Source organism: Kouleothrix sp. 19917 (assembly GCF_057073505.1).
The window spans coordinates 6,146,651-6,171,990 of the sequence record NZ_CP097099.1 but is presented as its reverse complement, the minus strand read 5'-3'; the positions used below and the strand labels follow the sequence as shown (position 1 = coordinate 6,171,990).

The window sequence follows — 25,340 nt, the reverse complement described above, 5'->3', positions numbered from 1 at the left end:
TAAAGAACCACATTGCTTTGTTTCGCCCATACTGAAAGCGTTTGACAGACAAAACGTCGTTTTATGCTTCATTCATAATGCGTTGGCCCTGGGTTTTGCAGCTCCTTGGCGGCTTCCTGCGCGCCATCATTCGCCTGATCGAACACCGCGATGCCCAGGAACTTCGGCAGCAGGATCATCTTCAGCGATTTACCCGGGGTGGCCTTCACCACGCCGCCAGCCGGCGCGGATGCAGCAGTGGGCGCTTCCGCAGCGGCGGCGGTTGGCGCTTCGGCGGCGGCAGCGGTGGGGGCAGCCGCAGCAGTTGGCGCTTCGGCGGCGGCAGCGGTGGGGGCCGGCGCGCTGGTTGGCGCGGCAGCGGGCGTGCCGCCGCAGGCCACCAGCACCAGCGTGGCAAGAACAAGCAGGCTTAGCAGTTTCAAGAATCTGCTCATGAACCTATCCTTTCGTAGTCCATTCAGACTTATGTCGGCAATGACAGCGGGCGAACACGGTGGACGAATGAGCAGAAGCCTCCTTTCGTTTCGTCGGGCGGTCTACGCGCGTTTTGCGAATGCGCCGCGCAGGCTGCGCGCCCAGTTCGGCACCAGCACCGAAAGAATCAGCAGCGCGCCGATCACGCCGGTTTGCGTGTTTCCGCTGATATTCACCAGCGACATGCCGTTGCGCAGGTTCAGAATGATCAGGATCGACAGGATCACGCCGACGAGCGTGCCGGTGCCGCCGAAAATGCTCACGCCGCCCAGCAGCACCATGGTGATGATATCCAGCTCGAAGCCTTCTGCCGTGTTGCCCCGCACCGCGCCCAGGCGCGCCGCCAGCAGCAGGCCGGCCAGCGCCGACACCACGCCCGAAACGACGTAGAGCAGCATTTTCACGCGCGGCACCTTCACCGCCGAGTAGCGCGCCACGTCGCGGTTGATGCCGATCACGTAGGTGTAGCGGCCAAAGGCCGAGCGTTGCAGCACAATCACAGCCAGCACCACCAGCACGAAAAACAGGATCAGCGCCAGCGGAAAGGGGCCGAGAAAAGGCTGCTGGCCGAGCGCGTTGAACCACGCGGGAAACGCGCCCACCGAGCGGTCGCCCAGCAGCACGCGCGCCAGGCCGCGGTAGCCGATCAGGCCGGCCAGTGTGACCGCCAGCGAGGGCAGGCCGACATAGGCGACCCAGTAGCCATTGAACGCGCCGCACAGCAAGCCCACCAGCAGGCTGGCAGCGATGCCCAGCGGCACCGGCACACCGCGCTCGTGCAGGGCGGCCAGCACGCACGCCGAAAGGCCCATAATCGACGCCACCGACAGGTCGATCTCGCCATTCACGATAATCGCCGTCATAATCAGCGCGATCATGATTTTCTCGATCGAAAGCTGAAACAGGTTGATCTGGTTATCGAGCCCGAGGTAGGAAGGCACCTGGGCAACGTTGATCAGCACGATAACGATCAGGATGGCCAGCAGCAAGCCTTCCCAGCTACGCAGCCGCGACCAGGCACGCGCCATACGAGTCCCTTTCAAGCAGAAATTTTGCCATTGCATTGCCAGTCTTGCATTTTTTGGCAGAAATTTTGCCATTGCACTGCCGGTCTTGCATTTTTTGACAAAAATTTTGTCATTGCATTGTCGGTCTTGCATTTTTTGACAAAAATTTTGTCATTGTATTGTCGGTCTTGCATTTTTTTGCGAAAATTTTGCCATTGCATTGCCGGTCTGGCATTTTTTTGCGAAAATTTTGCCATTGCATTGCCAGTCTTGCATTTTTGCCGCAAAAACACACCAGGCACAAACCCCATGGGTATCAGACTGGCTTGCCGGGCGCGGCCTCGGCGGCTGGCTGCGATTTGGCCTCGCCGCGCGCCCAAAAGCGCCGCAGCCGCTCGATAATCACGGCATCGGTGGCGACGGCCAGCAAAATAAGCAAGCCCTGAATTGCGTCGCGCCAGAACTCGCTGATCTCGGGCCAGCGGATCAGGCTTTGTTCCAGCGTGTTAATCAGAATCGTGCCAAGCAGCGCGCCAACCATCGTGCCCGAGCCACCAAAGGTCGTGACGCCGCCAACCACCACCGCCGCCACAACTTGCAGCTCCATGCCCTGCGCGGCCACGACAGTAATCGTGCCAAAGCGCGCCAGGAACATAAAGCCGCCCAGCCCGGCCAGCGCGCCACACAGCGCATAGGCCGCCAGCAGCGTGCGCTGCGCAGGCATGCCGGCCAGCTGCGCCGCGTCGGGGTTGGAGCCGATTGCGTAGAGCCGCCGGCCAAAGCGCGTATAGGTCAGCATCAGCTGAAAGATCGCGACGATGATCAGCGCCGCCACCACCATCACGCGAATTTCCAGCGCGCCGATTTTGAACAGGTTGGCGCTGGAAAGATCGACCAGCCACTTCGGCAGCGACTCGGTGGTGACGGTTTTTGCGCCCGAATAATCGACCAGAATCGAGCGGTAGATCGCCAGCGTGCCAAGCGTGACGATGATCGCGGGCACTTTGCCATAGGCCACCAGCAGGCCATTCAGCACGCCCATCAGCGCGCCAACGCCCACCGCCATCAGCACCGCGACAAGCGGGGCCATGTCGTTATGGGCGGCGAGCTGCGTGCCCACAAAGTAGGCTGTGAAGCCAACAATCGAGCCAACCGACAGGTCGATGTTGCGCGTCAGCACAATCAGCGTTTCGCCCACGGCCACCACCGCCATGATTGCCGCGCCGGTGGAGATGCGCGTGAAGGTGCGCCCGCTGTAGTAGTTGTCGATCTGCGAGCCGAAAAACAGCACCGCCGCGAGGATGATCAGCACCAGGCTGAGCTCGCGAACTTGCTCGGGGCGAAACATGCGCCGGATTGCGGTCATAGCTGTACCTTAATGAGTTACATGTTTTCACGTTTGAACGTTGCAGGTTGCTGGAACGACGACCGGGAATTCACCACAGAGACACAGAGGCACGGAGATTTTGGATTTATGATTGACGATTTACGATTGGAACGAACGACGACCGACGGGATGGTAAACCGCAAAGGGCGCAAAGAACGCGAAGATTTTGTAGAGTTGCAGGTTCTGCGGTTCTTGGTTCTTAGTTCTTGGTTCTGCGGTTCTGCGGTTCTGCGGTTCTGTGCCTGCCTACTGCTCTACGCTCTGCGCTTACCCATTCACCCCCGCCGCCTGGCCCATTGCCGCCGTCATCACGGTTTCCTGGCTGGCCTGCGCGCCGTCGAAAATGCCCATCTGGCGGCCCTCGCGCATCACCAGAATGCGGTCGCTCATCGCCAATACCTCGGGCAGGTCCGACGAGATCAGAATGATGCCCAGGCCCTGCGCGGCAAGCTCGCCAATGATCTGGTGTACTTCGGCCTTCGCGCCCACGTCGATGCCGCGGGTCGGCTCGTCGAGAATGAGCAGCTGCGGGCGCGTGTTCAGCCACTTGCTGAGCATGACCTTCTGCTGGTTGCCGCCCGAAAGCTTGCCAGCTTCCAGCTCGACCGAAGGCGTGCGAATGGCGAGCCGCTGGCGATACTGCTCGGCCACGGCGTCTTCTTCGCTGCGCTTGATCAGGCCCAGCGCGGAAAGGTAGTTGCGCAGTGTCGGCAGCGAGATGTTGGCGGTGATCGAAAGCGGCAGCGCCAGGCCAAGCTGGCGGCGATCTTCGGTGACGTAGGCAATGCCCAGGCGCAGCGCCTGCTCGGGCGTGCGAATCTGCACGGCGCGGCCATCCAGCTCGATTGTGCCGGTGTCGGCCGGGGCGATGCCAAACAGCGCCAGACCCACGTCGGTGCGGCGCGCGCCAATCAGGCCGGCGAAGCCCAGCACCTCGCCGCGATGCAGCTCGAAGCTTACGCCCGAAAACGCGCCAGATTTCCCGAGGTCGCGCACGGCCAGAAGCTGCTCGCCACGCGCCGCCTCGCGCCGCGCAAAGAAATCCTCGACTTTGCGGCCGACCATTGCGCGAATGGCCGCCTCGGGCGTGACCTCGGGCGCGGGCTGCGACGACACCAGCTTGCCGTCGCGAAACACGGTGATGCGGTCGGCCAGCGCGAACACTTCTTCCATGCGATGGCTGATGTAGAGGATTGCCACGCCCTGTTCGCGCAGCGTGCGCATCAGCTTGAACAGTTGCGCCGACTCGTGCGCCGACAGCGAGGCGGTTGGCTCGTCCATAATCAGCACGCGCACCTTGAGCGAAATTGCCTTGGCGATCTCAACCGTTTGCTGGGCGGCCAGCGTCAGGCCGCGCGCCTGCGCCCGCACGTCGAGCCTGACATCGAGCGTGGCCAGAATTGCCTCGGCGTCGCGGTACAGTTGCTTCCAGTTCATAAACAAGCCGTTGCCGCGATGCGTGATGAAGATATTTTCGGCCACATTCAGGTCGGGGAAGACCATTGGCTCCTGGTAGATGGCCGCAATGCCGTGCGCCTGGGCGTCGCGCGGGCTGCTCACGCTCAGCGGCTGGCCGTCGAGCAGCAATTCGCCGCGTTCGGGCTGGTGAATGCCGGTCATGATTTTGATCAGCGTGCTTTTGCCCGCGCCGTTCTCGCCCAGCAGCGCGTGAATCTCGCCGGGGTAGAGCGCGAGCGCGACGTCGTCGAGCGCCTGGGTGGCGCCGAAGCGCTTGGAGATGGCGCGCATTTCGAGCACTGGCGTTAGCTTTGGTGTTTCTGACATTCGTTGCTCGCTAGTCGCGGGGCGCAGCACTACGCCCTCACAAGATAACGCGGGCGCAGCGCGCCGTTCTCCAAGGTGCCGGCCGGGCGCAGCGCGCTGCGCCCAAACTGCCTGACAACTAAAACAGCGCTGCGCCTTCACAAGGAGTTTTCGCTAATCGAGATGAAAAACCTCGACCAGCTCTTCCATCATTTCGTCGGCGTGCGTGCCGCCCACGCTTTCGAAGTAGGGCGCCATGAATTCCTGCCATTTGTCGTTGATCGCTTCCTGCGCCATGCCGGCCCGCGCCGCGTCAAAAGATTCGGGCGTCTCGAAATAGCCGAACAGCATGCCGTCGGGGCGCATAAACAGCGAGTAATTGTGCCAGCCGGTGCGGCGCAGCGCGTCGAGCATCTCGGGCCAGACGGCCTGGTGGTGCGCTTTGTATTCGTCGATTTTGTCGGGTTTCACTTTGAGCAGAAAGCCAACGCGGGCCATAGGAAGCTCCTTTAGGTTTGCAGGTTGCAGGTTTGCAGGTTGCAGGTTGTGCGACGAACGAACCAGAAAGGTTTACCACAGAGACACAGAGGCACGGAGATTTACGATTTACGATTTACGATTTGCGATTGACGACTCCGTCCTGGACCCTAAGGGTACCCCGCGGCGTTAGCCGCGTATCGAAGGGCGGCGACGGAATATTTCACCGCAAAGAACGCAAAGGGCGCGAAGGGTTAGAAGGTTGCAGGTTTGCAAGTTGCAGGTTGTGCGACGAACGAACCAGAAAGGTTTACCACAGAGACACAGAGATTTTTGAGTTGCAAGTTGCAGGTTTGCAGGTTGCAGGTTGTGCGACGATCGACAACGAGATGATTCACCGCAAAGAACGCAAAGGGCGCGAAGGGTTAGAAGGTTGCAGGTTTGCAGGTTGCAGGTTCAATCCCAAAACCCCAGACCCTAAACCCTTACGTGGCCTTCGGTTCTGTAGTTCTGCGGTTCTCAGTTCTCGGTTCGCAGCGTCCCGTACTGCGGCGCGAGCTGGTTGACCAGGCGGTAGGCGCGCACCAGACGCATGGGCGGGATGTCGGGCTGGATGAAATGCCCGCCGTTGTAGATAAAGCCGCCGCCCGGCGCGTAGATCGCAAAGCGCCGCGTGATGTATTCGTCCAGCTCCTCGCCGTCGTAGGCCAGCAGCCCGTCGATCACGTCGAGCGAGCCATAGATCGCGATCTTGTCGCCATAGGTATTCTTGATCGTCTGCGGGTCCATGCCGGCGCTTTCCTGCAATGGGTGCAGCGAGGTATAGCCCATCTCAATCAGGTCGTCCATAATGTCCATGATGTAGCCGTCGCTGTGGAGGTTCACGGGCAGGCCGCGCGAGCGGGCGTGCTGCACGATGCGGCGGGCGTAGGGCGCGATCATGCGGCGCCACATGCGCGGCGAAAACAGCATGCGCCCGTTGCTGCCCCAGTCGTCAGAAAGCGTGATCATGTCCACGCCCGCGTCGGCGACGTTATCCACCAGGCCGCACATCCAGTCGGCGTAGCGGTCGAAAAAGGCGTTCATGCGCTCGGGCTCGGCGCCCAGGTTCATCCAGCAGTTTTCAATGCCCAGAAACGAGCTGGTGCCTTCGACCATGCCCCACATATGTGCGACGATGGCGCGCTTGCTGCCCTGCTGGTCGAGCGCCTGCTGCACGTTCAGGCCGGCGAAGTCGTAGTTCCACTCGCTGTGGTTGAGCCAGCGCGCGTCGCGTGGGTTGCCCAGGTCGGCATCCGCCAGCTCGGTGATGTCGAAGCGGTGGCCGTGCTGATTCGGCCACGGCACAAAGCCCAGGAAAACGTCGATATTAAACTCGTCGAGGAACTGCTCGCGCGGGCCATACTCGGCCGCCAGCTTCTCGACAAACTGCTTCTGGTAGAGCCAGCAGTCGATTGCGGTGCGGTCGGTCGGCTGGTGTGCGACAGTCGCGAGAATGCGTTCTTTAGAATTCATCAGTACCTCACGTCTCCTGCCGGCTGCCTATTGCTCACTGCCGACTGGCCGTAAATTCAGCAACCCCTGCCACGTTTCCATGTCGATTCCGGCGACATACTGGCTGTGGAAGCTTTCCCAGTGCACCTGATCCCACACCGGCACAATCGGCACGATCTCGGCGGGGAGTTTTTGGATGATCTCGGCGTAGGCGCGCTCGAGCAGGCGATAGCCCGACGAGGACGAGCCGGCCAGCGGCGGGTGCGGCGCGATCGTGCCGTCTTCCACCAGCGCGGCGTCGATCACATCCGAGAACTGGTCGAGCAGCGCCAGCTTGCGCTCCCAGGGCGTGTTCAGGCGCACCGCTTCATCCACCAGCGGGCGCAGGCGCGCGCCCATGCGCGGCAGCTGGTCGAAATAGGCCAGCAGCCACTTGTCGTAGGGGAAGTAGCGCCGGTCGAGCAGAAAGGCCAATTGCACGCCCAGCCGAATCGCGCGCGCAAAGGTGATGGTGGCGTACAGTTCGTTGTCGCGCAGCACGGCGCGGTTCAGCGCATACGCGCCCATGCCCGAGAAGTAGCGGCACCAGTGGGCGATGCGCCGCAGCCGCACCGGCTCGGGGTAGTAGCCCTGCAAGGTTGCGCGAATAGCCGAAAAGTGCCCGGCTGGGTCGTGCCAGACCTCGCCAGCGACAATGTGGGTAATATCTTCTTCGGGGATGCTCAGCCACTCGGCGGCGGTCTGCGGCGGGTGGTCGAGGCCGATGGTCTGGCGGAGATGCTGCTCCAGGCTGCTCAGCTCGATGCCGCCCCAGCGCGTGTAGCCTTCGCGCAGCGAGTGGCCGCGAAAGCTGGCTGGCATGTGCGCGCTGAGCGCCGCCATCAGCGGCTCGGCGCGCTCGCGGAAAATGCTTTCGGGCAAGAGCGCGTTGATGCGCAGGCCCCAGTGGTGGTCGCGCGAGTAGGCGTCGTCGAGGCGCAGCACCTCGGAGCCGTAGCCGAATACGCCCGCCACCATCGCGCCCGCTTCGGCAGGGAACTCGCGCAGCAGGGTGGGCTGCACCACCTCGTCGAAAAACGCATGGCTGATATCGATGATCGATTCGCTCATCGGGAACACCTCGTTGTGTTGCGACCCAGGAGTCAGAAGTCAGAAGTCAGGAGTCAGCAGGTTGCAGAGCCGAGCAGCTGGCAGTAGGCAGTAGGCAGCGGGCTGTGATCTACAACTCGCAAACCTGCGAACCTGCAACCTGCGAATCTGCGAACCTGCAACCCTCTGCGCCCTTCGCGCTCTTTGCGGTGAAATATCCTGTCGTTGTTCGTCGATTGCTCCCAATCGTAAATCGTAAATCCTATAGCAGTTTGCAGAATAATTGAACACTCACCTGCTGGCGAGAAGGCGTTGTAGCGCGAAAAATTCAACTGCCTACTGCGTCCTGCCGACTGCAAACTGCTATAAATCTTCGTGCCGCTGTGTCTTGTCTAAAAAGCCGCCAAGTGGGGCGGGTCAACAAAAGACCAATGAAGGCTCGCAGAAGTGGCTTGGCTCTGCTATCCTATGCCTTGATGCATCTCAAGGCCGCAAAAGACCGATGCGCTCGACGCTGTCACAGAGAATGGCTTTCGATGCATCGTATCGCTTGTTTCACAAGACCGTGTAAGATCCCAGTGCCCACGAGCACGTAGCCTCAAGACTGGTCCGAAACAAGCTCCTTTTCTTGTCCTTTGGAGAGCTATCATGCACATTCTCGGCATTGACCTCGCCAAACTCACCTTCGATGTCACCCTGCTGCGTGAGGGTGGCGACCGTCGCCACAAGCAGTTTCCGAACACCTCCGCTGGTTTTGAGCAGCTCCAGCAGTGGCTTCGCTCCCAGCACATTGAGCACGTGCATGCCTGTATGGAGGCAACCAATGTCTATTGGGAAGCGCTGGCTGCCTTCCTCGCCGATGCTCAGCACATCGTCAGTGTGGTTAACCCTGCCCGTATCAAGGGTTTTGCCCAAAGCCAGATGATGCGCACCAAGACCGACAAACAGGATAGCCGCATCATTGCGTTGTTCTGCTTGCAATGCCAGCCCGAAGCCTGGACACCACCCTCTGCCGCCCAGCGCCGCTTGCGTGCGCTCACACGCCATCGCGACGACTTGCTCCAAACGCGCACGCAACTGTCCAATCGCTTGGGCGATACCAGCGACACGGTGGTGCGCACGTCGCTTGAAACGGTTCTGGCAAGCGTAGAGGAGCAGATCACAAGCGTCGAGGCACAACTCAAACAGCATCTCAAAGACGAGCGTGACCTGGGCGAGCAAGCTGCGCTTCTCACGGCGATTGTCGGAATAGGTACAATCACTGCCGCTAAGTTGCTGGGGGAGTTCTGCGATATCGACGCGTATACATCGGCCAAGGCGCTGGCGGCAGACGCGGGAGTAACACCGGCGCAGCACAGAATCGGGAACGAGTGTGCGGCGGCGAACACACCTCTCGAAAGTGGGCAAGGCGAGCGTGCGAGCGGCGCTGTACTGGCCGGCAATTGTGGCGATGCGACGATGCGAAGGGTTCAAGGCGTTTGCGGAACGGCTGGCAGCGCGCGGCAAAGCCAAGGGTGTGATCATCGGTGCGGTGATGCGCAAGTTGTTGCACGTGGTCTATGGTGTACTCAAGCATAAAACGCCCTTTGACCCAAACAAAGTCCTTGGCCCGACCCGTTCTTCAACGTAATATCTCTGTGGTTATTTATTCGACCGAATCTACGTGCATATCTCGAATGGAATGCCTGCGGCGCGCATGCGCTCGGCCCAGTCGGCGGTGAGCGCGCCATCGGTCAGCAGCATCGAAATCTGGTCCATGCGCACCGAGGGCGTCATATCGAGCTTGCCGAACTTGCTGGCGTCGATCAGCGCCACCACCTGCGCGGCCGACTCGATGGCCTTGATGCGGAACTGCGCCTCGTAGACATCGACCTCGGTCATGCCGACTTCGGGCGTGAAGCCGCTGCACGAGACAAACGCCGTCCTGATGCGAACATCGTGCAGAAAGCGCTCGCTCCACGGGCCAATTACCGAGTCGATGCCGGCGCGCACAATGCCGCCCACAAGGTTGACGGTGTTGGTCGGATTTTGGGCAAGCAGGCAGGCCACCTCGATGCCATTGGTGACAATCCGCAGGCCGCGCCGGTCGAGCAGGAAGTGAGCGAGATGGTAGACAGTTGAGCTGGCGTCGAGCAGCAGGGCATCGCCATCCACAACCAGCGCGGCGGCGCGCGCGCCAATGCGCTGCTTGGCGTCTTCCTGCGTCAGCGCGCGTGCGGCAAAGGCCGGGCTGCGCGGCAATGTGTGATTATTCAGCGCCACGCCGCCGCCGTGCACGCGCACCAGCTGCTTTGCGCCAGCCAGCGCGTTCAGGTCGTTGCGAATGGTGCCCTGCGACACATCGAGCTGCGCGGCAAGGTCGGGCACGCGCAGCGTTGGGTCGCGCTGAATCAGGCCCAGCAGTTGCTGACGGCGATCAGAAGCCTTCAAACAATCACCTGCGATTGCTCAAAGCGTGAGCGGCACGCGCTACACACACGCAGCCGACGGCACGCGCCGGGCGGGTTCACTGTTCGTTATGGTTGCATTGGTTGCGGAGAAGTTACGCGGATTATAAAGATGCCGCGCGCGTTTGTCAATAGTGCAAATTTTTCAGGGCGGTGTGCATTATTTTTTGATGATTTTTTGTTGAAATCAACAAAAACGCATGTCTGGCAATTCCGTGTTGCAAAATCGGCCGCTTTAGCGTTTACTTAGCGGGGCTGTGCGAAGCGGGGAATCGGCAGGGGCCAGGCAGCAACGAGGAGCGTATGGGCTCGACGTTCACATTATTTATTGCATACATGGTTCGCGTCGCGGCAGTGACATTTGTTCAGCTTTTTACCCTGTTTGGCCCGGGCCTGGTGCTGGTGCTGCTGCTCAGCCAGCTGTCGGCGCATGTGGCGCGCCTGGCCGCGCGGGCGCTTGGCATGGGGCCGTATCTGCTGATCTTCGGCGGCATTGGCACCCTGGTGCACGAGCTTGGCCACGCAATTGTGTCGCTGCTGTTTGGCTTCACCATTCTGGGATTCAAGGGCTTCCCCAGCAGCCCGCGCGACCGCGAACTAGGCTATGTTATTTCCGGCACCACAAAAATAACGCTGTGGAAAACGATTGGCATGTTTTTTATTGGCATTGCGCCAGTGCTGTTTGGCACCCTGATTCTGTTTGCGGCGCTGATGATCCTGTTCGACCGCGAGCTCGCGCAGTTTGTGAACCAGCTGAACCTGCTGAATGGCGCAACCGTGCCAGGGGCGGGCAATTTCGCCAGCCAGGTGCTCACCGACTGCATCGCGCTGGTGGCGTTTATTTTCCAGCCTGCACACTGGCTCGACTGGCGTTTTTATATCTTTCTCTACCTGGCCTTTTCAATCGGCAGCTCGATTCATTTAAGCGCGATTGACATTACCAATGCCCTGCGGGGGTTTTACGCGCTCGTGGCGCTGTGGTTCGGCTTTAATCTGGTGACATTGTGGATCAGCGGCATGGACGAACACTCAGCCGACTGGATCGGGCGATCATATGTCTGGTTCTATGGTATTCTAGCGGTTGTGATTGTGCTGAACCTGATCGCTGCGGCGGGGCTGCTGGTGCCGGCCACGCTGCGCACCTCAAGCGCGAAGCGCTAGCGCGCTGCCAGGCGTTTTCGTGACAGGAGCAAGCTATGCTGGTGCGCGACATTATGACGCAGGATGTGACCGCCCTGGCGCCTTCGTTCTCGATTGCCGACGTGGCCGCGATCATGCGCCAGCTTGGCATTAGCTCGCTGCCGGTGATGGATCAGGACCAGCTGCTGGGCATTATTACCGACCGCGACATTGTGGTGCGCGTCGTGGCCGAGGGGCTCGACCCGCATATGGAGCGCGCCGATTTCCACATGACGCGCAACCCGATGGTCGCCGCGCCAGACTGGACGCTTGAGCAGGCCGCGCAGCTGATGCTGACGCGCCAGTTTCGCCGCCTGCCGGTGATGCAGGATGGCCGGCTGGTGGGCTACCTTTCGCTGCGCGACCTTGCCCGCCACGACGGCGAACAGGCGCTGAACGATACGCCGTAGCGCGAGGCCGACAAAAGACGAACGACGAACGACGAAGGAACACTCCCTTCGTCGTTCGTCGTTCGTCTTTCGTCAGTTCCGATTATCCTAAATATCCGCCGCGCCAATCTGCTCGGCGAACTGGAGCTGGTAAAGCCGGTGGTAGAAACCGCGCTGCGCCAGCAGCTCTTCGTGGCTGCCATCCTCCACGACACGGCCCTTGTGCAGCACAATGATGCGATCCACATCGCGGATGGTGCTCAGGCGATGCGCGATCACAATGCTGGTGCGGCCGTGCAGCAGGCGCGTCAGCGCGGCCTGGATGAGCGCCTCGGTCTCGGTATCGACGCTGCTGGTCGCCTCGTCGAGAATGAGCAGCACCTCGGGGTTGAAGGCGATGGCGCGCGAGAAGGCCAGCAGCTGGCGCTGGCCAACCGACAGGTTCGAGCCGCGCTCGCGCACGACGTAGTCGTAGCCGCCCGGCAGTCGCTCGATGAAGGGCGCGGCGTTGGCGATTTCGGCGGCGTGGCGCACCTGCTCGTCGCTGATCTGCTCGTTGTGCAGGCGGATGTTCGAGGTGATCGTGCCGCTGAAGCAGACTGGGTCCTGCGGCACGGCGGCGATATGGCGGCGCACGTCGGCCTGGCGCAGGGCGCGAATATCCATGCCGTCGAGCGTGATCGCGCCGCCCTGGACGTCGTAGAAGCGCGCCAGCAGGCTGATCAGCGAGGTTTTGCCCGCGCCGGTCGCGCCCACCACCGCCACCGACTGCCCGGCCGGGATTTTAAGCGAAATGCCGCGCAGCACCCAGTCGGCCTCGGGCGGCGTGGCGGCATTTTCCGCAATCGCCTGCTGCCCGGCCTCGGCGTTGTAGCTGAACCAGACGTTCTTCAGCTCGATCTCGCCGCGCACGGGGGCGGGCAGTTCCACAGGCTCGGCCGGGTCGGTGATGTCGGCCTTGGTGTCGAGAATGCGGAAAATGCGCTCCGACGAGGCCATGGCGCTTTGCAGGGTGTTGTAGTTTTCGGCAATCTGGCGGATCGGGCCAAACATCTGGTCGGTGTACTGGATGAAAGCCACCAGCACGCCAATCGTCGCCAGCCCGCCCAGCACCAGCCCGCCGCCGAGGTTCAGCAGCAGCACGGTTGCCACCACGCCCAGAAAGCTCACCGCCGGGAAGAACAGCGAGAACGCCAGCAGCACGCCAAACTGCGCCGAGCGGTAGTCGTCGCTCAGCTCGTTGAAGCGATCGCGGCTGCGCCCTTCGCGGTTGAACAGCTGCGTCACCAGCACGCCAGTGATCTGCTCGTTCAGGTAGGCGTTGATGCGCGCCAGCCGCTGGCGCACCGCCCGAAACGAGGCGCGCATGAAGCGCTGGAAGAAGAAGGTTGCCACCACCATCAGCGGCAGCATCAGGAAGCTGATCAGCGCCAGCCGCCAGTTCAGCACAAGCATGGCGATGACAACAAACACCAGGCGCGCGCTATCGCCCAGCAGCGCGACCATGCCCTGCGCCAGGAATTCGTTCAGCGCGTCGACGTCGTTGGTCAGGCGGGTCAGCAGCCGCCCAACCGGGTTGCGGTCGAAGAACGACAGGCTCATGCGCTGGATGTGGCTGAAGATGCGCATGCGAATGTCGACCATCACCTGCTGGCCGGTCGATTGCATGATGTAGGTTTGCCCGTAGCGGCAGGCAAAGGCCGTCACCAGCGCGAGCAGGTAGAAGGCGAACAGGGGGATCAGGCCCGCAGCGTCGCGCGCGGCAATCGGCCCGTCGATTGCGCGGCTGACAAGGTAGGGCGGCGCAAGCTCGGCGGCGGCGGCGCTGAACAGCAGCACCAGCGCGACAAGCAGGCGCTTCCAGTAGGGGCGCACAAACACCAGCAGCCGGCGCATCAGCCGGCCGTCGTAGGCCTTGCCAAGGATCTCATCATCCTCGAAATTGGTGCCAGCCATATTCCCTCCAATTTACGATTGACGATTGACGATTTGCGATTAGCCCGGCCAATCCGAAATCGTAAATCTGAAATCGCAAATCTGTTTATTCTTCCCTCAGCTCGGCCTCAAGCAGCTCGCGGCGGTACATGGCTGCGTAGCGCCCACCAGCTTGCACCAGCGCGCGGTGCGCGCCCTGTTCCTCGATATGGCCCTCGTGCAGCACCACCACCTGGTCGGCATCCTTCACCGTTGCGATGCGCTGGGCGATGATGATGCTGGTGCGATTCTGCATCACATCGCGCAGGCCGGCCAGGATCTGGGCGGCGGTGTGCGTGTCGACGCTGGAAAGCGCGTCGTCGAGCACCAGAATGGCCGGGTCGCGCAGCACGGCCCGCGCAATTGCGGTGCGCTGTTTCTGCCCGCCCGAAAGCGTCACACCGCGCTCGCCAATCATCGTGTCGAGGCCATTCGGGAACTGGCTGAGGTCGTTGCTCAGGCGCGCAACCTCGGCAGCGCGGTCGACCTCTTCCTGCGTGGCGTCGGGCCGCCCGAAGGTGACGTTTTCGCGCAGCGGCACGCTGAACAGGAAGGTATCCTGCGGCACGTAGCCAATCGCGCGGCGCAGATCGTCCAGCGGCAGCGTGCGAATGTCGCGCCCGTCGATCAGCACCTGGCCTTCGTCGGGGTCGCGCACGCGCGCCAGCAGGTTGACCAGCGTGGTTTTGCCTACGCCCGTCGCGCCAACAATCGCCAGCGACGAGCCGGCCGGCACGGTGAAGGAGATGTGGCGCAGCACCCAGTTCTGCGAGTGCGGGCTGGCGGCTGGCGCGGGCGTGGTTTTGCCGCCCGCCGCAAGCTGGTGCTCGGCTGTGAGCGTGTGGTCGAAACGAATGCCGACATCGCGGAACTCGATTGAGCCGCCAATCGTTGCGTCGGCTGGCGCCTCGTCGGGCGTGCGAATGGCGGCGCGGCGGTTCAGCACCTCGGCAATGCGCCCCATCGAGGCGCTGGCCTGCTGGTAGAGGTTGACCGTCCAGCCCAGGTTGACCATCGGCCACGAGAGGAGCGCCAGGTAGGTGTTGAACAGCACCAGATCGCCAAGCGACATCGTGCCACTGGCGACGAAGCGCCCGCCCACCAGCAGCACAATCGCGCCGATCAGGCCCATCACCACGGCGAGCGCGGGCCACAGCAGGCCGCTCAGAAGGACATAGCGCACGTTCTGGGCGCGGTAGCGTTCGTTTTCGGCCAGGAAAGTGCGGATCTCGTCGTCTTCCTGCGCGTAGGCTTTGATCGTGCGGATGCCGCTAAAATTTTCCTGCGCGCGCGTCGAAAGATCGCCAAACTGGTCTTGCACGCCACGGAAGATGCGCTGCATGCGCCCGCCAATCGCCACAAACAGGATGGTGATGATCGGCAGCAGCGCCAGCACAATCAGCGCCAGCGTGCCGTTGGTGAGGAACAGCAGCGAGCCAGCGATGCCAATAAACAGCGTCGCCGTCATCAGCGAGTTGACGCCCGGGCCAAGAAACTGGCGCACCGCCGACAGGTCGTTCGTCACGCGGGTCATCAGGTCGCCGGTGTGGGCGTGACCGTAGAAACCCTGGTCGAGCGTGAGCAGGCGGCGAAACAATGCGCCGCGCATGTCATATTCCACCCGGTAGGCCGAGCCGGCCACCAGCTGGCGCTGCCCATAGCGGCACAGGCTATCGGCAAAGGCCAGCGCGAGCATGATCCCACCAGCGCGCAGCAAGTCGCCCGCAACGACGCCGCGCGTGTTCAGGTTATCCACCGTCGTGCGCAGGATCTGCGGGATGATCGCCGTCAGCAGCGCGGAGCCGGCCGCGCACAGAAGCCCAAACAGCAGCCGATAGCGGTAGCGCGCTACGAACGGTAGAAGATGGCGCAAATGTTCCACAGCGAGGCACCTCCTTCGGTAGGGTGTGTGAGGGACAGGGGGAGACGGCAAGAAGCGCGCCAGGATCTTTCGTGGCGCGGTGAAGCTCCGACAGTATAGCACCGTGGTTTCGGGCATGCCGTACAACTTTTGGCGGATGTTGGAACAGACCGCAAGGACAGGTACGGCGGCCGGCAAAGACAATAAATAATTCACCACAGAGACACAGAGGCACGGAGTTTTGGATCAGAAGGTTGCACGTTGTTGAAGCGACTACTGACGAAGGACGAATGACGAAGGACGAGCCACCAACACCACTCAGCGAACCTGCACCTTTCGATACGGCCTTCGGCCCACTCAAAGTGCAACCTGCAAACATTCAAACCTGCAACCTGCAACCTGCCCACTCCTGACTTCTGAATCCTGACTTCTGACTCCTGGAAAAAGCTGTCACAGCCGCGCGAGGGTGCTCGTCTCCTTTCCGAGCGCGCAATTGTGCGCATCGGAGGATATAAATGATGCAGCGGATAGTTGTGACGGGCGGAAACGGCGGGCTGGGGCGCGAGCTGGTGCAGCAGCTCGTGGCGCAGGGGCACACGGTGCGGGTGATGAGCCGGCAGCCAGCCCCGTCTGCTGCCACGCCATACGAGTGGGCGCAAGCCGACCTGCGCACCGGCGCGGGCCTGGCGGCGGCGCTGGCTGGTGCCGACACGGTTGTGCACGCCGCCAGCTCCCCTTCTACCCAAACCCACGATGTTGATGTCGACGGCACGCAGCGGCTGATTGAAGCGGCACGTGCGGCTGGCTTGGGCCACCTGCTGTACGTTTCGATTGTGGGGATTGAGCACATCCCAATGGCGTATTACCGCAGCAAGCTCGCCGCCGAGCGCCTGATCGAGGCGGGCGGCCTGCCCTGGACAATCGCGCGCGCCACGCAGTTCCACACGCTGATCGACGGCATGCTGCGCCGCTTTGTGGCCGGGCCGCTCATGCTTGTGCCGGCCAGCGCGCAGTTCCAAACCATTGATACGGGCGAGGCGGCGCAGCAGATTGCGCGCTGGGCGCTGGCCGGGCCGAGCGGGCGCGCGCCTGACATTGGCGGGCCAGAGGTGCTGCGCCTGGGCGAGATGGCGCGGGCCTGGCTGGCCGCGCAGGGTCGCCGCAAGCTGATCGTGCCGGTGCCCGCGCTGGAAGGCCGGCTGCGGGCGCTGCGCGCTGGCCGTAACACCTGCCCCGAGCAGCGCAGCGGGCGGATCACCTGGGCGGAGTGGCTGGAACGAACCTATGGCACGTCGGCGCGGCCGGCGGCTGCAAGCATCCACGAAGGAGGAGTGCAATGACGACCGTGAGCACGGCCCGCGCACGCGCAAACCTGCCGTGGGCGCGGGTGCTGGTTGGTTTCTTCGCGCTGGTTCACCTGGCGACGGGCGCCGCGCTGCTGTTTGCGCCGCGCTGGTTTTTCGATAACATTGGCACCTTCCCGCCGTTCAACCGCCACTACGCCGGCGACCTGGGCGCGTTTCAGGTTGGGCTGGGCGTGGGGCTGGCGCTGGCCGCGCGCGACCCGGCACGCCACCGGCTGCTGCTCATCGCCGTAGCGGCGGGCAATGTTGTACACGCGCTTAACCACGCCTACGACGCGATCGTTGGCGGCGTACCGGCGAGCGTCTGGCTGAGCGATGTTGGGCCGGTTGCGCTCACGGCCGTGATTCTGGCGCTGCTGACAGTGCGGCTGCCGGCAGCGAACTCCGACGCGTAAGAACATATCCGCAGATTACGCAGATTGCGCAGATTGGGCATTCAAGGCATAACATAAAAATCAGCAGGCGCGAAGGAGCACAAAATCCTTCGCGCCTGCGCGTTTTGGCGGCTTGTTTACAGCCAGGAACAGAAGTAGTGGGCCACAAAGACAGGATTGGCACAACTCCTCAGTGCTCTCGGTGCGCTCTGTGGCCGAGTACTTGTCCTGTTTTGCGCCGCTAGATCCAGCCCAGGCCAGCCGCCGTTTGCAGCAGGCCACACACTACTGCCCACGCAACCGTGCCGGTCATCCACTGGCCGCTGTGGCGCGCGCGTGCCTCGTCGGGATTGACCGAGCCAAACCAGCGCCGCGAGCCCGGGCGCGTCAGCAGCCACACTTCCAGCGGCGAAACCACCAGCAGCAGCGCGGTGGTGTACAGAAAGCCATAGCGCCCCTGCTCAAGCATGCGCGGCAGCATGGCAAGCGCGCCGATGCCGCCAAGCGTGAGCGCGCCATTGCCCAGCACCTGCACCCACCAGGCCGTGCCATTGCCGCGCCGGAGCGCCTCGCCCTGCGCAAAGGCCACGGCAGCGCCCGCCAGTGGCAGCAGGCCAGCCAGGCGCGGCACAGCCACGCCGTTGTTCGGCACACCCGCCAGCGTCAGCAGGCCCACCGCCGCCATCTGCACGCCAAAGCCCCAGTCGAACGCCACGCCAATGCGCCCACCGCGCGGCTCATCCGTTTCGGTGGCGCGCAAGCGCCCCGCATCCATATTTGTTGTCATGATCAACTTCCTCAAACTGTGCCGCGCCACAGGCGGCTATGCTCATTGGGAAACAGCATTGCACATGATATGCCAGAGCTGAGAACCGGGCAGGCGAGCGCACAATGCAGCCATAATTTCTACAGGAAATACGCAACGGCGCAATTCTGGATGCCCGCAGCTACGACGGCAGCGTGCCCAATGTCACTTTGATCTGTGCCGTCTGCCCCTGGCGCAGCACCGTCAGCGTGATCGTATCGCCGGGCTGCTTGCCGTTGGTCGCATCGGCGAGGCCCGAATCGCCATTCAGCTTCTGCCCATCCACTTCGGTGATCACATCGCGCGGCTGCAAGCCGGCCTGCGCCGCTGGCGAGCCATTCACCACATTGCTGATCACGACGCCGTTGGCAGTGTTGACGCCAAGCTGCGATGCGATTGCCGGGTTGAGCGGGATGTAGCGAATGCCCAGGTAGGCGTGCGCTACATGCCCCGTTGAAACAAGCTCGTCGGCGATGGGCTTGGCGGTGTCGATCGCGATGGCAAAGCCAATCCCCTGCGCCGGCACGCCCGGCTCGGCCTGGCCGGCGACCAGTGTGTTGATGCCAACGACCTGTCCATTCAGGTTCACCAGCGGGCCGCCCGAGTTGCCCGGGTTGATCGGCGCGTCGGTCTGGATGGCGTCGAACAGGAACGGGCCGGCGGTGTTCTGGTCGGTGCCCGGCTCCTGCACGGTGCGGCCCAGCGCGCTTACCACGCCCTGGCTGACGGTTGGGCCGCCTTGCAGCGCCAACGCATTGCCAATTGCCACCACCCAGTCGCCAATCTGCAGGTTGTGCGAATTGCCCAGCGGCACGATCGGCAGATTATCGGCTTTGATCTGCACCACTGCCAGGTCGGTCTGCGGGTCTTGCCCAACCAGCGTGCCCGGGAAGGAACGCCCATCGGGCAGCGACACCAGCAGCTTCTGCGCGCCCTCGACCACATGGTTGTTGGTCAGAATATGCCCCTGGTCGTCGTAGATCACGCCCGAGCCCACGCCAGCCGGCACGGTGAACGCCTGATTGAACTGGTCGAGCTGCACCTGCTGGTTGGTGATCTGCACCACGCCGGGCCGCACGTTCCTGGCGACATCGCGAATCACGGTGGTGAAGGCGGCGGGGTTGATGCTGGCTGCTTGATCGGGAGCTTCAGTTGCCGCAATCGCAGCGGTGGGTTCGGGCGCCGCAGCAGCAGCGGCAGGCGCGCTCGTCGCGAGCGTTTGCGCCGTGTCGGGCGCGGCGGTGGCGGTGTTGGCGCTGCTGTTGAACTGGCAGCCAGCGGCAAATACCAGCGACGCTGCGAGCATCAGCGCCGCGCCAGCAGATCGCGCCGAACTGTGGCGCGGCCATGTGAGTTTCATATCGGCTTCCTTCCTGAATATGCATCATTTTCGAAAAAATGTTTACGCACGGCTTGTTATGCAATCGGGCCGCGCGAGATATGGATGGTGATGCCGGCGCACGTAATCGCTGGCTGCGCCCTGCTGCTTGTGATGCCCAAAACGGCGGGCGCTTATGGCAAAGATGTAGCATACCGAATGCCAGAATAGGCTAAAATGCGCAGAAAGCAGCGGTTTTCCAATCTGATCTTTATCTTTGCGAATATGGCATATAGCTTGCTCTCTGGCTGATGTGTTCACAAGAAAAGGAGTGCTCCATGGATATTATCTGGGAAGAGCTGACCGTTGGCCTGCCCGACTTCCGCCAGCTTGTCCATGTCCTGATTCGCCTGCTGTCGGCGGCGGTGCTGGGCGCGGTGGTGGGCTTCGAGCGCGAGCGCGCGGGCAAGCCAGCCGGCCTGCGCACACACACCCTTGTGGCGCTTGGCACCGCCGTGTTTGTGGTGGCCTGCTCCAGCGTCGGCATGTCGAGCGACGCATTATCACGGGTGATTCAGGGCATTGTGACGGGCATTGGCTTTCTTGGCGCTGGCTCGATCCTCAAGCTGAACGAGCAGCGCGACATTCAGGGCCTGACCACCGCTGCGGGCGTGTGGATGACGGCAGCGGTCGGCGTTGCGGCGGGGCTGGGCAGCCTGGGCGTGGCTTTGCTGAGCGCGCTCTTCACAGTGATTGTGCTGCTGCTTGTGGGCACAGGCGATGCCGAAGGCGGGCGAGAAATGACGAAGGGCGAACGGCCGACGACGAATGACGAATGACGACTGACAACTGGACGATTCACCACAGAGACACAGAGGCGCGGAGAATTTAGAGGTCGCAGGTTGCAGGTTTACAGGTTCTGGTTTCTGCGCTCCTCGCTCCCAACCTGTAACCTTCTAACCTGGAACCTGCAAACTCAACATTCAACATTCAACCTTCAAAACTGCCGAATCCCTTGCCGATGGCGTATGAACCGCGTATAATACCCGCGTCAGATTCTCGCAAGAATGTTCTAGTTTGCCGGCGATGCGCGGCAGCTGCTGCCATATCGGAGGCCCTTCGTGATCCCACGCTCACTGATGCTGCGCAACTTTATGTGCTACCGCGACGAGCTGCCGCCGCTCGATTTCCAGGGCATCCAGATCGCCTGCCTTTCGGGCGAAAATGGCGCGGGCAAATCGGCCATTCTCGACGCCATGACCTGGGCGCTCTGGGGCGCGGCGCGCATGAAAAGCGACGACGACCTGATCGCGCTTGGCACGCAGGAGATGGAAGTCGACTTCACCTTCATGCTCGACGGGCACGACTACCGCGTGATCCGCAAGCGCAGCAAGGCGCGCAAAACCGGGCAAAGCTGGCTCGACTTCCAGGTGCGCAGCAATGGCTCGTGGAAGGCGCTCAGCGGCGCGACTATCCGCGAAACCCAGCAGTCGATCATCTCGACGCTGCGGATGGACTACGATATCTTCGCTAATTCCGCCTACCTGCGCCAGGGCCATGCCGACGAATTCACCAAAAAGGAGCCGGGCCGCCGCAAGCAGGTGCTGGCCGACATTCTTGGCCTGAACACCTACGAAAAGCTCGAAGGCGGCGCGAAAGAACGCGCGCGCGGGCTCGACGGGCAGCTCAAGGGCATCGACGGGCAGATTGGCGAATTGCAGCGTCAGGCCGAAAAACAGCAAACCTACGCCCAACTTGTCGCCGCGCAGGAGCAGCAGGTCGAATATATTCAGGTGGCGGTTGCTGCCGCCGAGGCCGCCTACGCCGACGCGGGCGGGCGCGTCCAGGCGCTGGAAGGCGTCAAAGCCCAGCGCGCCGCGCTCGAAACGCAGCTGCGCAGCCTGCACGCCGAGCAGAACGAGCTGACCGGCGACGTCACCCGCTTGCAGGCCGCCCTGGCCGAGGCGCAGAAGATGCTGGCACGCCGCGACGAAATTCGCGCTGGCGTGGCGCAGCTTCAGGCCGCCCAGCACGATCGCGAGCGGCTGGATGGCCTGCGCAACACCTACGACACATTGCAGGCGCGCCGCCGCACCCACGCCGACGCCGTGCGCGAGGCCGAGCGCCAGCTGCGGGCCGACCTGAAAATTGCCGAAGGCGAATTGCGCGGCCTGCGCGAACGTGCCGGCCGCCGCCCCAAAACCGAAGGCGAGATCGCCCGCCTGCAAGCCCAGCTCGACACGCTTGCCCCAGTGGCGCGCGAGCTTGCCGACGCCCGCATCAAGCGCGACGACCTGCGCGAACGCCAGCGCAGCGCCCACGAGCTTGAACTGCAGCGCACCAGGCTCGACGGCCAGATCAAGCTCAAGCACGACTCGCTGGTGGGCACACGCGAAGAACTCAAGCGCAAGATCAAAGACGCCGCCGACCGCCTGCGCGAAGAAGGTGGCTGGCGCAACGACCTGGCGCAGGCCACGCAGGACCGCGCCCGCCTCGACGCCGACGCCGCCGAGCTTGAGCACCTGCGCGTCGAGGAGCACGAGCTGGTGGAACTCAGCGCCACGCGCCGCTCGGAGTGTGAAGCGATCAAGAATCGCGGCGATGACATCAACCGCAAGCTGGCGCTTATCGGCGAAGACGCGCACACCTGCCCGCTGTGCAAAAGCGAGCTGGGCGAAGATGGCGTGGCGCATATTCAGGCCGAATATGCCCGCGAGCGCGCCGAGCTGCGCGGCCAGTTCACCAGCGCCAAGCGCGAGGCCGATGGTGCCGACGCGCGCCTGGGCGAATTGCGCGGCACGATCAAAACCACCGAGCGCCGCACCGCCGGCCTGCCCGAGCTGGCAGGCCGGATTGCGCGCCTGGAGCGCGAGCTGCACGGCGCCGATGAGCTGCGCCGCAAGCAAGCCGAAGAGCAGCGCACCCTTGACGACATCCAGCTGCAACTCATGAAGGGCGACTACGAGCGCGGCGTGCGCAGCGAGCTGGCCCGTGTCGAGGCTTCGCTGGCGGCGATTGGCGAGCCGGCCACGCTCAACCGCGAGCTGAGCCGCCTGGAAGGGCGCATTCTCGCGCTCGAAGAGCAGACCGGCGAGCAGGCCCGTGTGCGCGCCGAGATCGAGATGAAGCGCCGCACGCTGCAAGAGATCGACGCCGAGACGCCCGCGCTGCACGAGCAGGAAGAGCGCATTGGCGAAATTACCACCACGCTGGAAATGGGCGATTTCGCGGGAAGCGACCGCGTGGCCCTGCAGCGCGTGGATGCCGAGCTGAACGCGCTGGGCTACACACCCGAGCTGGCCGCCGCCGCGCTGGCCGCAACGCGCCAACTGGCGCACTGGGCCGAAGAAGAACAAAAGCTGCTGCGCGCCGAAGAGCGCGAAGCCCGCGACCAGCGCGACCTTGAGCGCGCCACCCAGGCGCTTGGCCGCAGCGCCGCCGCCGTCGAGTCCGCCGAGGCGCAGCGCGCCGCGCTCGACGACGAGTTGCGCGGCCTGGCGCAGGCGCTGCGCGAGCGCGACAATGCGCAGGCTGCGCTGGGCGCGCGCCGCCGCGAGCTCTCGGTGGCCGAGCGCGACCTGGGCGAGAAGCACACGCTTTTGCGCCGCGCCGAAGAAGCCGCCGCCGACCTGATGGCAGCCGAAGCGCGCCGCAAAGCGGTGGTTGAGCGCAAGGGCCTGTTCGACGAGCTGACGGTGGCGTTTGGCAAAAAAGGCGTGCAGGCCATGCTGATCGAAACCGCCATTCCCGAGATCGAGCGCGAGGCGAATACCATGCTGGCGCGCATGACCGACAACCAGATGCACCTGACCTTTGAGACCCAGCGCGACACCAAAAAGGGCGATGTTGCCGAAACGCTCGACATCAAAATTGCCGACGGGCTGGGCACGCGCGACTACGATGCATTCTCGGGCGGCGAGGCCTTTCGCCTTAACTTCGCGATTCGCGTGGCGCTGGCGAAATTGCTGGCCCGCCGCGCTGGCGCCCGCCTCGAAACCCTGGTGATCGACGAAGGCTTTGGCTCGCAGGACGCCAAAGGCCGCGAGCGGCTGGTCGAGGCGATTACCTCGGTGCAGGGCGAGTTCAAGCACATTCTGGTGATTACGCACATTCAGGAGCTGAAAGACATGTTCCCGGTGCAGATCGAGATCACCAAAACCCCGCAGGGCAGCGTTTGGGCGATTGCGTAGCGACGAAGGACGAACGACAAACGACGCAGGGCCAGGGAGGCAAACCCCTGGCCCTGCGTCGTTCGTTATTCCTTCGCTCACTGGCGCGGCTTTTTCAGGTAAGACATGGTTTCAGGCAGACCAAGCCAGCTTTACAGTCTTTCCCTGCCTGCTGACAGACAAACTCCCTAGTGGTATGGTTGAAGGGCCAACCACAACCAATCACTAGGGAGAACCCAATGGGTCGCACACATCCTAGCACGCCCGAGATGCGTGCACAATCCGCAGCGCTGCTGCTGGCACATCAAGGCGAGTATGGTATCGTGACACGCCTCAGCCGCATACATCACGTCTCGCGCCCGACCTTGTATGCTTGGCGCGAGCACGCCCGACGCGCCATCACGGCTGCCTTTTTCGCCGCCGTCTGCTCACGCGCCTGCCCGCTCCAGCGCTCGCCACATTCTGACGCTGTGGATCGCGCATGCCTCTCAGCGTGGCATTCAAGCCGCGACCCAGGAATTGCTCGGACAGGGCCTCAGTTTGCCCACCATCGTCGCAGTCCTGCACCAGGCTCAGCAGCGCGCTCTGACCTGGATGCACACGCACCTTCCTTCTTCCACTCGCGCCTTGGCGCTCGACGAAATCTTTCCCGCTCACGGTCGAGCCGCCTATCTGAACGTGGTCGATGTGCACAGCGGCGCAGTTTGGGCCTCTGAAGGACCGCTGGCGGTCGATACCGAGAGTTGGACCTTGCTGTTGTGGAGCTTGCAGGAGCGTGGCCTGCGATGGGAGCGGGTTGTGATGGACGATGGCGCACCCATGCACAGTGCCTGCCAGCACGTCACGCCCGATGTGCTGGTGCAACTCGACCACTGGCATCTGTTCCAAGCCTGCTCGCTGGTGCAGGCTCGCCTGCAGCGCCGCCTGAGCCAGATGCACGCGCGTACAGCGGCAGTTGAGCGCCAAGCTGCCTGCCTCGAGCTTGGGACACGTCAGCGCGGTCGGCCGACCAAGCGCACGCTTGAGAGCCACAGCCAGGAATTGGCGGCAGCGACCGATGGTGTCGCTGCGCTGGCCTATTTGACCGACGAGTTGCATCGATTGCTGGCGGTGGTGGTGGTCGGGCGCAAGCGGTTGCTGAGCTTGGCCGAGCGGCAAGACGAACTGGACGCGCTGCTGAGCTTGTTGGACGAATTGGCAGAAAGCAGCGCGGGAGAGCAGCAGGCCGAACTGGGGCGCCTGGCGCGCCGCATTCGGAGGCAAATGCCAAAGCTGCTGAGTTTTGGTGCCCAGGTGCAGCAGGTGCAGCAGGAGCTGAGTGGAGTGCTGGCAGCCGAGCGGCAAGCGCTGCTGGGATGGGCTTGGCTGAGGCGGAAGGAATTGGCGTGGACCGATGCGGAGGTGATAGCGGCGGTGCCAGTGGACTGGCGTGCGGCGGCGCGAGTGCTGCTGACAGCCTGGCAGGAGGCGGTGCAGGTTTCGAGCGCGGTGGAGCGGTGGCATAGCATCCTGCGCCCACATCTGGCGGTGCGGCGAAGGCTGACAAACGGTATGCTGGCGTTGCTGGCAGTTTGGCACAACCATCGTGTGTTTACTCGTGGGAAGCATAAAGGTCAGAGCCCGCTGCATCTGAGCGGGATGCGCGATGCGCCGACTGACTGGCTGGTGGCATTAGGCTATCCACCAGCCAGCACGGAGCATTCACCAGCGCATCTGATGCCTGAGTGGACGCTGGCCGCCTAATCACAAACTGTAAAGTACCTACAAA

At 62.9% G+C, this 25,340-nt stretch carries 21 protein-coding genes and 1 pseudogene; 9 read left to right on the top strand and 13 right to left on the bottom strand.

Annotation, left to right across the window (positions count from 1 at the left end; all coding sequences use genetic code 11):
• Positions 1–68: 68 nt before the first annotated feature.
• The 8 genes from M1P90_RS24920 to M1P90_RS24885 all read right to left on the bottom strand — a co-directional run bounded on the left by M1P90_RS24920 (position 69) and on the right by M1P90_RS24885 (position 7,713).
• The gene (locus M1P90_RS24920; RefSeq protein WP_483698244.1) at positions 69–434 is read right to left on the bottom strand and encodes a hypothetical protein; all 366 of its coding nucleotides are present in this window, start codon (positions 432–434) and stop codon (positions 69–71) included.
• A 102-nt stretch (positions 435–536) separates the two neighbouring features.
• On the bottom strand, positions 537–1,502 hold the full coding sequence (locus tag M1P90_RS24915; RefSeq protein ID WP_483698242.1) for an ABC transporter permease: 966 nt from the start codon (positions 1,500–1,502) through the stop codon (positions 537–539).
• Between the two features lie 11 nt (positions 1,503–1,513).
• Positions 1,514–1,738, bottom strand: coding sequence for a hypothetical protein (locus tag M1P90_RS24910; RefSeq protein ID WP_483698241.1), 225 nt, complete (start codon positions 1,736–1,738; stop codon positions 1,514–1,516).
• A 59-nt stretch (positions 1,739–1,797) separates the two neighbouring features.
• Positions 1,798–2,847 (bottom strand): ABC transporter permease, encoded by a 1,050-nt coding sequence (locus tag M1P90_RS24905; protein ID WP_483698240.1) that lies wholly within the window; start codon positions 2,845–2,847, stop codon positions 1,798–1,800.
• Positions 2,848–3,135: 288 nt separating this feature from the next.
• Positions 3,136–4,653 (bottom strand): sugar ABC transporter ATP-binding protein, encoded by a 1,518-nt coding sequence (locus M1P90_RS24900; RefSeq protein WP_483698239.1) that lies wholly within the window; start codon positions 4,651–4,653, stop codon positions 3,136–3,138.
• A 153-nt stretch (positions 4,654–4,806) separates the two neighbouring features.
• On the bottom strand, positions 4,807–5,130 hold the full coding sequence (locus M1P90_RS24895) for an L-rhamnose mutarotase (protein WP_483698238.1): 324 nt from the start codon (positions 5,128–5,130) through the stop codon (positions 4,807–4,809).
• Between the two features lie 498 nt (positions 5,131–5,628).
• Entirely contained in the window at positions 5,629–6,624 is a 996-nt protein-coding gene (locus M1P90_RS24890; protein ID WP_483698236.1) for a uroporphyrinogen decarboxylase family protein, read from the bottom strand.
• A gap of 27 nt (positions 6,625–6,651) precedes the next feature.
• Positions 6,652–7,713, bottom strand: coding sequence for a DUF4037 domain-containing protein (locus tag M1P90_RS24885; protein ID WP_483698234.1), 1,062 nt, complete (start codon positions 7,711–7,713; stop codon positions 6,652–6,654).
• Between the two features lie 627 nt (positions 7,714–8,340).
• On the opposite strand from M1P90_RS24885, the pseudogene M1P90_RS24880 reads away from it, so the two are divergent.
• Positions 8,341–9,048, top strand: a pseudogene (locus M1P90_RS24880) (IS110 family RNA-guided transposase); the annotation flags it as partial.
• A 16-nt stretch (positions 9,049–9,064) separates the two neighbouring features.
• Positions 9,065–9,322 carry a hypothetical protein gene (locus M1P90_RS24875; protein ID WP_483698233.1) on the top strand — a complete coding sequence of 86 codons (258 nt, stop codon included), beginning with the start codon at positions 9,065–9,067 and terminating at the stop codon, positions 9,320–9,322.
• 29 nt (positions 9,323–9,351) lie between these two features.
• On the opposite strand, the gene M1P90_RS24870 is transcribed toward M1P90_RS24875, so the two are convergent.
• On the bottom strand, positions 9,352–10,122 hold the full coding sequence (locus tag M1P90_RS24870) for a DeoR/GlpR family DNA-binding transcription regulator (RefSeq protein ID WP_483698232.1): 771 nt from the start codon (positions 10,120–10,122) through the stop codon (positions 9,352–9,354).
• A 320-nt stretch (positions 10,123–10,442) separates the two neighbouring features.
• Here M1P90_RS24870 and M1P90_RS24865 point away from each other — a divergent pair, with 320 nt between their 5' ends.
• Together M1P90_RS24865 and M1P90_RS24860 are read left to right on the top strand one after the other, a co-directional pair.
• Positions 10,443–11,300, top strand: coding sequence for a hypothetical protein (locus M1P90_RS24865; protein WP_483698231.1), 858 nt, complete (start codon positions 10,443–10,445; stop codon positions 11,298–11,300).
• Positions 11,301–11,335: 35 nt separating this feature from the next.
• Positions 11,336–11,728, top strand: a complete 393-nt coding sequence (locus M1P90_RS24860) for a CBS domain-containing protein (protein ID WP_483698230.1) — start codon at positions 11,336–11,338, stop codon at positions 11,726–11,728.
• A gap of 87 nt (positions 11,729–11,815) precedes the next feature.
• Here M1P90_RS24860 and M1P90_RS24855 read toward each other — a convergent pair whose 3' ends face one another.
• Together M1P90_RS24855 and M1P90_RS24850 are read right to left on the bottom strand one after the other, a co-directional pair.
• The gene (locus M1P90_RS24855) at positions 11,816–13,663 is read right to left on the bottom strand and encodes an ABC transporter ATP-binding protein (RefSeq protein ID WP_483698229.1); all 1,848 of its coding nucleotides are present in this window, start codon (positions 13,661–13,663) and stop codon (positions 11,816–11,818) included.
• An 85-nt stretch (positions 13,664–13,748) separates the two neighbouring features.
• Positions 13,749–15,563, bottom strand: coding sequence for an ABC transporter ATP-binding protein (locus tag M1P90_RS24850; protein ID WP_483698227.1), 1,815 nt, complete (start codon positions 15,561–15,563; stop codon positions 13,749–13,751).
• 494 nt (positions 15,564–16,057) lie between these two features.
• Between M1P90_RS24850 and M1P90_RS24845 the strand changes: the two genes are divergently transcribed.
• Together M1P90_RS24845 and M1P90_RS24840 are read left to right on the top strand one after the other, a co-directional pair.
• The gene (locus M1P90_RS24845; protein ID WP_483698225.1) at positions 16,058–16,882 is read left to right on the top strand and encodes an SDR family oxidoreductase; all 825 of its coding nucleotides are present in this window, start codon (positions 16,058–16,060) and stop codon (positions 16,880–16,882) included.
• Positions 16,879–17,301: a hypothetical protein gene (locus M1P90_RS24840; RefSeq protein WP_483698224.1), complete on the top strand. Its 423-nt coding sequence runs from the start codon at positions 16,879–16,881 to the stop codon at positions 17,299–17,301. Before M1P90_RS24845 ends, M1P90_RS24840 begins: the two co-directional genes overlap by 4 nt.
• Positions 17,302–17,521: 220 nt before the next feature.
• On the opposite strand, the gene M1P90_RS24835 is transcribed toward M1P90_RS24840, so the two are convergent.
• Entirely contained in the window at positions 17,522–18,067 is a 546-nt protein-coding gene (locus M1P90_RS24835) for a hypothetical protein (protein ID WP_483698223.1), read from the bottom strand.
• A gap of 160 nt (positions 18,068–18,227) precedes the next feature.
• Positions 18,228–19,445 (bottom strand): S1C family serine protease, encoded by a 1,218-nt coding sequence (locus M1P90_RS24830; RefSeq protein WP_483698222.1) that lies wholly within the window; start codon positions 19,443–19,445, stop codon positions 18,228–18,230.
• Between the two features lie 296 nt (positions 19,446–19,741).
• Between M1P90_RS24830 and M1P90_RS24825 the strand changes: the two genes are divergently transcribed.
• The 3 genes from M1P90_RS24825 to M1P90_RS24815 all read left to right on the top strand — a co-directional run bounded on the left by M1P90_RS24825 (position 19,742) and on the right by M1P90_RS24815 (position 25,315).
• The gene (locus M1P90_RS24825; protein ID WP_483698221.1) at positions 19,742–20,242 is read left to right on the top strand and encodes an MgtC/SapB family protein; all 501 of its coding nucleotides are present in this window, start codon (positions 19,742–19,744) and stop codon (positions 20,240–20,242) included.
• A gap of 282 nt (positions 20,243–20,524) precedes the next feature.
• A complete protein-coding gene (locus M1P90_RS24820) occupies positions 20,525–23,593 on the top strand; it encodes an AAA family ATPase (protein WP_483698219.1) in 3,069 nt (1,022 codons plus the stop codon).
• Between the two features lie 348 nt (positions 23,594–23,941).
• Positions 23,942–25,315 carry a hypothetical protein gene (locus M1P90_RS24815; protein WP_483698218.1) on the top strand — a complete coding sequence of 458 codons (1,374 nt, stop codon included), beginning with the start codon at positions 23,942–23,944 and terminating at the stop codon, positions 25,313–25,315.
• The last annotated feature ends 25 nt before the right edge of the window (positions 25,316–25,340 follow it).